9 protein-coding genes are annotated in these 9093 nt (G+C 69.4%); 5 read left to right on the top strand and 4 right to left on the bottom strand.

The genetic code is table 11. The features are described 5' to 3' along the window. Window positions 1-408: 408 nt before the first annotated feature. The 4 genes from nhaA (at window position 409) to ACFWDI_RS07470 (ending at window position 3996) form a co-directional block, all read left to right on the top strand. Complete coding sequence (gene nhaA, locus ACFWDI_RS07485) at window positions 409-1809, top strand: Na+/H+ antiporter NhaA (RefSeq protein WP_385301853.1); 1401 nt, start codon at window positions 409-411, stop codon at window positions 1807-1809. 216 nt (window positions 1810-2025) lie between these two features. Beyond that, window positions 2026-2475 carry a phage holin family protein gene (locus tag ACFWDI_RS07480; protein WP_385301852.1) on the top strand — a complete coding sequence of 150 codons (450 nt, stop codon included), beginning with the start codon at window positions 2026-2028 and terminating at the stop codon, window positions 2473-2475. A gap of 127 nt (window positions 2476-2602) precedes the next feature. Continuing rightward, on the top strand, window positions 2603-3550 hold the full coding sequence (locus tag ACFWDI_RS07475; RefSeq protein ID WP_385301851.1) for an alpha/beta fold hydrolase: 948 nt from the start codon (window positions 2603-2605) through the stop codon (window positions 3548-3550). Between the two features lie 257 nt (window positions 3551-3807). Then, a complete protein-coding gene (locus tag ACFWDI_RS07470) occupies window positions 3808-3996 on the top strand; it encodes a hypothetical protein (protein WP_327325160.1) in 189 nt (62 codons plus the stop codon). Between the two features lie 39 nt (window positions 3997-4035). Here ACFWDI_RS07470 and ACFWDI_RS07465 read toward each other — a convergent pair whose 3' ends face one another. The 3 genes from ACFWDI_RS07465 to nth all read right to left on the bottom strand — a co-directional run bounded on the left by ACFWDI_RS07465 (window position 4036) and on the right by nth (window position 7013). Next, window positions 4036-5235, bottom strand: coding sequence for a MarP family serine protease (locus ACFWDI_RS07465; RefSeq protein WP_327325159.1), 1200 nt, complete (start codon window positions 5233-5235; stop codon window positions 4036-4038). A 61-nt stretch (window positions 5236-5296) separates the two neighbouring features. Further along, window positions 5297-6091: an NUDIX hydrolase gene (locus ACFWDI_RS07460; RefSeq protein ID WP_385301850.1), complete on the bottom strand. Its 795-nt coding sequence runs from the start codon at window positions 6089-6091 to the stop codon at window positions 5297-5299. 79 nt (window positions 6092-6170) lie between these two features. After that, on the bottom strand, window positions 6171-7013 hold the full coding sequence (gene nth, locus ACFWDI_RS07455) for an endonuclease III (RefSeq protein ID WP_385301849.1): 843 nt from the start codon (window positions 7011-7013) through the stop codon (window positions 6171-6173). A gap of 269 nt (window positions 7014-7282) precedes the next feature. On the opposite strand from nth, the gene ACFWDI_RS07450 reads away from it, so the two are divergent. After that, window positions 7283-7957 carry a Crp/Fnr family transcriptional regulator gene (locus tag ACFWDI_RS07450; protein ID WP_326651593.1) on the top strand — a complete coding sequence of 225 codons (675 nt, stop codon included), beginning with the start codon at window positions 7283-7285 and terminating at the stop codon, window positions 7955-7957. Between the two features lie 130 nt (window positions 7958-8087). Here the strand turns inward: ACFWDI_RS07450 and ACFWDI_RS07445 are convergent, their stop codons facing one another. Next, window positions 8088-8972 carry a prohibitin family protein gene (locus tag ACFWDI_RS07445; protein WP_385301848.1) on the bottom strand — a complete coding sequence of 295 codons (885 nt, stop codon included), beginning with the start codon at window positions 8970-8972 and terminating at the stop codon, window positions 8088-8090. Window positions 8973-9093 lie beyond the last annotated feature (121 nt).

Raw genomic sequence — 9093 nt, 5'->3', positions numbered from 1 at the left:
TTTCCCCCCCCGCCCCCGCCCTCGGGGGTGTGGCCCCTTACCCTGCCGACGCGGCCGCGCGGGCCCCGCGCGCCCTGACCCCGGGGGTGGGGGGCGGGGGCCGGCCCCCCGCGGGGCGCCCGCACCCCTTCGCCACGGACGGGTTGGCGTCCCATGGGTTGCGGCACGGGTTGGAGCCGGGCCCGGCGCCCCGAGGCGGGCGGTTCGCGCCGCAGGCACACGCACCAGGCCGCCCGGCGGCATCGCGCCACGCGCCCCTTATGCACCTAAAGTGAGGATCACCGGATACGTCCTTGCGCTCTTGGGTAAACTAATGACCGCGTCAATGGCGCGATAAGAAACTAGGTGCGCCGGGAAGTCTGGTCGGCATGTGTTCCGCCCTGCCTACCCGACCGGAGGTCCCACGACGTGGCCGCGCCGCCCACCCCCACCAACCGCAAGTTCCTCGGACGCCTTTCGCTGCCCGAGCGGACATACGTCGCGGACGCGCTGCGCGCCGAGACCGTCGGTGGCGTACTCCTCCTGATAGCCACGATCGCCGCGCTGATCTGGGCGAACACCCCGCTGAGCGACAGCTACGAATCCGTACGCAGCTTCCATATGGGCCCGGCCGCCCTCGGCCTCGACCTCTCGGTCCAGCACTGGGCCGCCGACGGGCTGCTCGCCATCTTCTTCTTCGTCGCGGGCATCGAGCTCAAGCGCGAGCTGGTCGCCGGCGAGCTGCGCGACCCCAAGGCGGCCGCCCTCCCCGTGATCGCGGCGATCTGCGGCATGGTGGTGCCCGCACTCGTCTACACCCTCACCGCCGTCATCAGCGGCGGATCCACCGACGGCTGGGCCGTCCCGACCGCCACCGACATCGCCTTCGCGCTCGCCGTCCTCGCGGTCATCGGCACCTCGCTGCCGTCCGCGCTGCGCGCGTTCCTGCTGACCCTCGCCGTCGTCGACGACCTCTTCGCGATCCTGATCATCGCGGTTTTCTTCACCGACGACCTGAACTTCGCCGCGCTCGGCGGGGCCGTGATCGGGCTCGCCGTGTTCTGGCTGCTGCTGCGCAAAGGCGTGCGCGGCTGGTACGTATACGTGCCGCTGGCCCTGGTCATCTGGGGGCTGACGTACAACAGCGGCGTCCACTCCACCATCGCGGGTGTCGCGATGGGCCTGATGCTGCGCTGCACCAAGCGGGACGGCGAGGAGTACTCCCCCGGCGAGCACATCGAGCACCTCGTACGACCCGTTTCCGCGGGTCTCGCCGTACCGCTGTTCGCGCTCTTCGCGGCGGGTGTCACGGTCTCCGGCAGCTCGCTCACCGATGTCTTCACCAAGCCCGAGACCCTTGGCGTCGTCCTCGGTCTGGTGGTGGGCAAGACCGTCGGCGTCTTCGGCGGCACCTGGCTGGCGGCTCGCTTCACCAGGGCCGAGCTCAATGACGACCTCGCCTGGCCGGACGTCCTCGCCGTCGCCTCACTCGCCGGCATCGGCTTCACCGTCTCCCTCCTCATCGGCGAACTCGCCTTCGCCGGCAACGCGGCACTGACCGACGAGGTCAAGGCCGCGGTTCTGATGGGCTCGCTGATCGCCGCCGTACTGTCCGGGATTCTGCTCAAGCTGCGGGTGCGCAAGTACCGGGCGCTGTGCGAGGACGAGGAGCGCGACGAGGACCAGGACGGCATCCCCGACATCTACGAGCAGGACAATCCCGAGTACCACCTGCGGATGGCGGCGATCTACGAGGAGAAGGCGGCGGAGCACCGTCGCAAGGCAGAGCTGGCGGGGGCGTCCCGCGACGGAATCGACAGTCCTGCGTGATCTGACTCGCCCGGGCCGCCTCGGAGCCCTGCCCGAGCCCTGCCCATTGGCCGCGCGTCCCCGAATGCGTATCAGCGGACGAAGCAACGTCCAACGTTCACCTCCCGGCGGCACGTGCGAAGCGGGCAGCCCCACAAGACCCCTGGCGGGGCACAATGCTCGGCAGTCCGGCATGATCTGACATCGGATCCGTAGATGATGGAGAGGGAGTCAGCGATGAGCGACCCCGGCAACAGCACGGCGAACGCCGTCGGCGCCGACCGCAGTCTCGGCCAGTTGGTCGCCTCGGCGACCGCCGAGATGTCCGCGCTTGTGCACGACGAGATCGCCCTGGCCAAGGCGGAACTGCGACAGGACGTCAGGCGCGGCGCGATCGGCGGAGCGGCCATCAGCGTCGCGGGAGTGTTCGCGCTCTTCTCGCTGCCGGTGCTGAGCTTTGCCGCGGCGTACGGGATCCACAATCTGGGTCTTGGCCTCGCCTGGTCGTTCCTGATCGTGGGCGGGGCGTTCCTGGTGCTGGCGGCGCTGGCGGCGCTGCTCGCCGTGACCAAGTTCAAGAAGGTCAAGCCGCCGGAGAAGTCCATCGCTTCGGCCAAGCAGACGGCGGCCGTACTGCAGAGCGTCAAGCCGCACCCCCGGGCGGCGCAGAACAAGGTCTCCGTCTGAGCCAGGGGCCCGGCGGGTCCGAGGGAGCCGGTGAGCACCGTCGGCGTCGGCGGCGGGCGCCGGGCTTGGTCCGTATCCGGGCCGCCCTGGCAAACGCCGGGTGTCCAGGTGTGGCACGCTCGTCTGCATGACGGCCCCTGATACCCACCCCGGCGGCTTCGCCAGCGCCGGCAGCCCCGTACGCATCGAAGGTCCCTGGACCCACCGCGACGTGGCGGCCAACGGTGCGCGCTTCCACATCGCCGAGATGGGCGACGGGCCGCTGGTGCTGCTGCTCCACGGCTTTCCGCAGTTCTGGTGGACATGGCGGCATCAGCTGACAGCGCTCGCCGACGCGGGGTTCCGGGCGGTGGCGATGGATCTGCGGGGCGTGGGCGGCAGCGACCGTACGCCGCGGGGCTACGACCCCGCGAACCTCGCGCTCGACATCACGGGCGTGGTGCGCTCGCTGGGCGAGCCGGACGCGGCGCTGGTCGGGCACGACCTGGGCGGGTATCTGGCGTGGACCGCGGCGGTGATGCGGCCGAAGCTGGTGCGCCGGCTCGCGGTCTCCTCGATGCCGCATCCGCGGCGGTGGCGCTCGGCGATGCTCTCCGACTTCTCGCAGAGCCGCGCGGGTTCGTACATCTGGGGCTTCCAGCGGCCGTGGCTTCCGGAGCGTCAGCTCGTCGCGGACGACGCGGCCTTGGTGGGCAAGCTGATCCAGGACTGGTCCGGGCCGCAGCTGCCGGACGAGGATGCGGTCGGGGTCTACCGGCGGGCGATGAGCATCCCGTCGACGGCGCACTGCTCGATCGAGCCGTACCGGTGGATGGTGCGGTCGATGGCTCGGCCGGACGGCATCCAGTTCAACCGCCGGATGAAGCGCCCGGTGCGGGTGCCTACGCTGCATCTGCACGGCTCCTTGGACCCGGCGATGCGGACGCGCAGCGCGGCGGGGTCGGGCGAGTACGTGGAAGCGCCGTACCGCTGGCGGCTGTTCGACGGCCTGGGCCACTTCCCCCATGAGGAGGATCCGGTGGCGTTCTCGACGGAGCTCATCAACTGGCTGAAGGACCCGGAGCCGGACCGGTAGACCCGAGCCCGGAGCCGGACCGGTGGACCCGAACCCTGGGCTCGAACGGCGGACCCGAACGCCGGGCCCGACCGGTGGCCCGAACGCCCGGCTCGAACGCCGGACTCGAACGCCGGACCCGCCGATGGGCCCCGACCGGGACATCCCATAAACCCAATGGAACGCTTGTACTACGCACAGCCAAATGCCTGGCGCATAGGCCAATTGGCCGCCCCTGACGCGGTTACCGACCATGGCGCACGGGCACACGTCGATACATGGGCTGGACGCACGACTACGGTGACGCAGCACGCAACCGCCGCTCGGCCGCTGGGCCGATCACCCACGAGAGGGGTGGCCCTCAAGGTGCGGGCCATGAGCATCCGGGGCAGGGGATCGGCATTCCCCACATCCTGAGGCGCCGGGCCCGCTGGGTCTCGGCGCGATTGCGGCATACCCGCGGCTGACGCCCGGTTCCGCCTCCACGCCGCCGCTACAGAACGCCGCTACAGCGCGCATCCCTGGCTGTCGACCTGCTGGTTGGCGGTCAGGCCGCGTGTGATGTCGTCGCGGATCTCGTCGGCCGTCAGGGCATAACCGGTGTCCGCGTCGTCCAGTGACCTGGCGAAGATGACGCCGTACACCCTGCCGTCCGGCGTGAGCAGCGGGCCGCCGGAGTTGCCCTGACGGACCGTCGTGAAGAGCGAGTAGACATCGCGGCGCACGGTGCCGCGGCGGTAGATGTCGGGGCCGTTGGCATTGATCCGGCCGCGCACACGGGCCGAGCGGACGTCGTACGAGCCGTTCTCCGGGAAGCCCGCGACGATCGCGCTGTTGCCGCTGCGCGCGTCCGTCTCGCTGAACCTGAGCGGCTGCGCCTTGAGGTCGGGGACGTCCAGTACGGCAATGTCGCGCTGCCAGTCGTAGAGGACGACCTTCGCGTCGTACAGCTTGCCCTCGCCGCCGATCTGCACGGTCGGCTCGTTGACGCCGCCGACGACATGGGCGTTGGTCATCACCCGGCGGTCGGAGAAGACAAATCCGCTGCCTTCGAGGACCTTGCCGCAGCTCGGAGCCGTACCGACGACCTTGACGATGGACTGCTGGGCGCGGGCGGCGACCGGGCTGCCCGCAAGCGCCGGGTCCGGGGCCTGGACCTCGGTGATGGGCTCGTTGGCGAACGGGCTGAAGACCTGCGGGAAGCCGTTCTGCGCGAGGACGGAGGAGAAGTCCGTGAACCAGGTGTTCGCCTGACTGGGCATCACCCTGGAGACGCCGAGCAGCACCTTGGAGTTACGGACCTCCTTGCCGAGCGTGGGCAGGGACGTGCCCGCCAGCGCGGAGCCGATCAGCCAGGCGACGAGCAGCATCGCGACCACATTGACCAGCGCGCCACCGGTCGCGTCCAGCGCGCGGGCGGGCGACCACGTGATGAACCGGCGCAGTCTGTTGCCGAGGTGGGTGGTGAAGGCCTGGCCTATCGAGGCACAGACGATCACGATCACTACGGCGACGATCGCGGCCGTCGTCGACACATCGGAATCATTGGTCAGCTGGCCCCAGATGACAGGGAGCAGATAGACCGCGACGAGGCCGCCGCCGAGGAAACCGATCACCGACAGGATGCCGACGACAAAACCCTGGCGATAGCCGACGATCGCGAACCACACGGCGGCGACCAGCAACAGGATGTCCAGCACGTTCACCGTCAATAGCCTCGCAGTCGTTCGTCGCTCCGTCCGGCTGGAGCGGCTGAAGGTCACACTGTCATGAGCGCCAGTCCAAGGGGACCTGCTTGGAGCGGTCCCATGGTCTCTCCCATCCGGCGAAGTGCAGGATCCGGTCGATGACACCGGCGGTGAAACCCCAGACCAGAGCCCCTTCGACCATAAACGCCGGCCCGCTGTGACCGCTCGGGTGCACGGCGGTCGCGCGGTGGGACGGGTCCGTGAGATCCGCCACGGGCACCGTGAAGACCCTCGCGGTCTCCGCGGGATCGACAGCTCCGACAGGGCTCGGGATGCGCCACCAACCCAATACGGGCGTGACAACGAAACTGCTCACCGGGATGTAGAGCCTGGGCAGGACGCCGAAGATCTGGACACCGGCCGGGTCGAGGCCGGTCTCCTCCTCGGCCTCGCGGAGCGCGGCGCGCAGCGGGCCCGTGGTGGCCGGGTCGCCGTCCTCCGGGTCGAGGGCGCCGCCCGGGAAGGAGGGCTGCCCCGGATGCGAGCGGAGGCTGCCCGCGCGCTCCATGAGGAGCAGCTCGGGGCCATTGGCGCCCTCGCCCAGGAGGATCAGGACGGCGGACTGCCTGCCCCGGCCACTCTCGGGCGGCAGAAAGCGGCTGAGCTGCTCCGGCTCGACGGTGCGGGCGGCGCGCACGACGGGGTCGAGCCATTCGGGCAGACCTTCGGTCGTGACGGCCACATCGCCGTCGTATCGCCCGTCGTAGCTCTTCTCGTACGTCTTGCCGGACGTCTCGTCGTAGGTCTTTCCGTACGTCTCGTCCGGCGTCTCGTCCTGCGTCTTGTCGTACGTCTCTTCTCCCGCGCGCGTCATCGGCATCCCCTCGTGCACAACGCCTCGGGGCGCGTGGACCGTTCCGTGAGTCGTCCGGCGGGCGGCTCGGGGCGTGGCGTCACCCGGCTGCCCCCAGGGGCGGCGCGGACGTGCCCGGGTAGTCCGGGGGCGGGCTCAGCCGCTGGCCCGGCTGGCCGCCCAGCTCGTACTTGAGAAGCTTCTTCGCCTTCTCGGGGTCCGTCTCGCCCTCCCCGTACGACGGGCAGAGGTGCGCGATGGGACAGGCGCCGCAAGCCGGCTTGCGGGCGTGGCAGATACGGCGGCCGTGGAAGATGATCCGGTGCGAGAGCATCGTCCACTCGGACTTCGGGAAGATCGCGGCGATCTCCGCCTCGACCTTCTCCGGGTCCTCCTGCTCGGTCCACTTCCAGCGGCGCACCAGGCGGCCGAAGTGTGTGTCGACAGTGAGGCCCGGTACACCGAATGCATTGCCCAGGACCACATTTGCCGTCTTGCGTCCGACACCGGGCAGCGTCACCAGATCCTTCAGCCGGCCCGGAACCTCGCCGCCGAAGTTGTCCCGGAGGGCGGCGGACAGGCCGATGAGAGCTTTCGCCTTGGCCCGGAAGAAGCCCGTCGGGCGGATGATCTCCTCCAGCTCCTCGGGCACGGCGGCGGCCATGTCCTCGGGCGTGGGGTACTTCGCGAAGAGTGCGGGCGTGGTCTGGTTCACCCTCAGGTCGGTCGTCTGGGCGGACAGGACCGTGGCGACGAGCAGCTGAAAGGGATTGACGAAGTCCAGCTCCGGGTGGGCGTACGGATAGACCTCGGCGAGCTCCCGGTTGATCCGGCGTGCGCGACGGACCATCCCCAATCTCGATTCCGGTTTGGGCGTTTTGTTCGGTTTCTTAGGGCTGGGCGAGGACTGTTCGCCCACAGCGGAATTCTGCTTTCCGGACACTCTTCCAGCCCCCTTGGCCTGCGCTCTCACCGGCGAATTGGACACCCGGCCAGCCTAAGGGGCCCCACTGACATCCGCCGCGGTCACCAGCAATCAGGACCCAATCGGGCCCCCGCCGCACGAACAGGCACACCAGTGCGTCAAACTTGTTGTGATTGATCGCACGAATATTTACTTGCCGGGGGTCCGGGGGTTGCCTCCGGACTAGCACTGCGCGGTCCGGCATCATGGGGCCACGGTCCCTGAGCAGGTCGACAAGGAGAGAACTCGTGGACGACGTTCTGCGGCGCGCCCCGCTCTTCGCGGCGCTCGATGACGAGCAGGCCGCGGAGCTCCGCGCCTCGATGAGTGAAGTGACGCTCGCCCGTAGCGATGCGCTCTTCCACGAGGGCGACCCCGGCGACCGCCTCTACGTGGTCACCGAAGGCAAGGTCAAGCTCCACCGCACGTCCCCCGACGGCCGCGAGAACATGCTCGCCGTCCTCGGCCCGGGCGAGCTGATCGGTGAGCTGTCCCTCTTCGACCCGGGCCCGCGTACCGCGACCGCCACCGCGCTGACCGAGGTCAAGCTCCTCGGCCTGGGCCACGGCGATCTGCAGCCCTGGCTGAACGTCAGGCCCGAGGTGGCCACGGCCCTGCTGCGCGCCGTCGCCCGCCGACTGCGCAAGACCAACGACCAGATGTCCGACCTGGTCTTCTCCGACGTCCCGGGGCGCGTGGCCCGCGCGCTCCTCGACCTGTCGCGCCGCTTCGGTGTGCAGTCGGAGGAGGGCATCCACGTCGTGCACGATCTGACGCAGGAAGAACTGGCCCAGCTGGTCGGCGCCTCCCGCGAGACCGTGAACAAGGCGCTCGCGGACTTCGCGCAGCGCGGCTGGCTGCGGCTGGAGGCGCGTGCGGTGATCCTGCTGGACGTGGAGCGCCTCGCAAAGCGCTCGCGCTAGTCAGCGGACACGCGCCAGTCACCAGGCACGCGCTGGTCACCAGACATACGGCAAGGGCCGCCCCGGTCGACTCCGGGGCGGCCCTTCTCGTACCTGCGCTCGTACGTACCGCTCGCACGTACGTGAGATGTCAGTTCTTGGTGCCGTCCACGATCAGCGGGTTCCCCGAGCCGCCACCACACGGCACGGCATACACCGGGTGCTTCGCGGCCGCCTCCTTGAACGCCTCGATGCACTGGTTCGTCAGGACCTTGTCGCTGAGCGAGTCGTTCAGGATCTTGTTGGCCTTGGCGATGCCCTCAGCCTCGATCCTGCGCCGCTCGGCCTCCGCCTTCGCCGTGCGCGCCGCCTCGGTCGCCCGCTCCGTGGCCTGCTGCTGCTGGATCTTGCGGTCGATCTGGTCCTGCAGCCGGTCGGACGGCTTCACATTGCGCAGGTTGACGGTGGTGACGTCGATACCGCGCGGGGCGAGGCGCTCCTTGATCAGATCACCGATCTCGCTGTTGATCTTCTCGCGGGCGGAGGTGTAGCCCTCCTCGCTGGTGTGGCGGGCGAAGACATTGCGAATGATCTCCCGACTGTCCGGGAAGACCAGCCGCTGCTGGATGGCGCCCTCGCTGCCGGCGAGCTTGTAGAGCTCAATGGCCTTGGCCGGGGTCACCGCCCACTTCACGGTGATCTCCACGTACATCACACCGCCCTGTGAGGAGCGCACCTCGACCACATCCTTGTCGGAGAGGTTGAGGTCCACCGGGCGGGTGGAGAACGTGGTGACGTCGGTGAACGGCGACGTGAAGTTCATCCCCGGCGTCATGGGCGTGCCGACCCTGCCGAAGGTGACCGGGACGCCGACCTCGTAGGCGCTGACGATGTGCACGCAGCTGGAGACGCCGGCGAAGAGGCCGGCTATCAGCGCGCCGAGGGCACCCACTCTGAGGCCGCGGCGCTCGCCGCCGCGGGCGACGAAATACATCACGGCCGCGGCGATGATGAGCACGATGAACAGGACAAACACGGTGGTCCCCCCAGGGACGGGGCCCGGCAGCGCAGGCCCCGGAAGTAGCGGATGCCAGAAGTAAGCGGAGCGTAAAGCATGGGTCAATTCATCGAGCGTGAGGGGTCGCTCGGGCTGCTCC

Origin of the sequence: Streptomyces sp. NPDC060064 (assembly GCF_042736455.1) — a bacterium.
Taxonomy (GTDB): Bacteria; Actinomycetota; Actinomycetes; order Streptomycetales; family Streptomycetaceae; genus Streptomyces.
The sequence above is the reverse complement of the archived record's forward strand: the minus strand, read 5'-3'. Positions and strand labels throughout refer to the sequence as shown.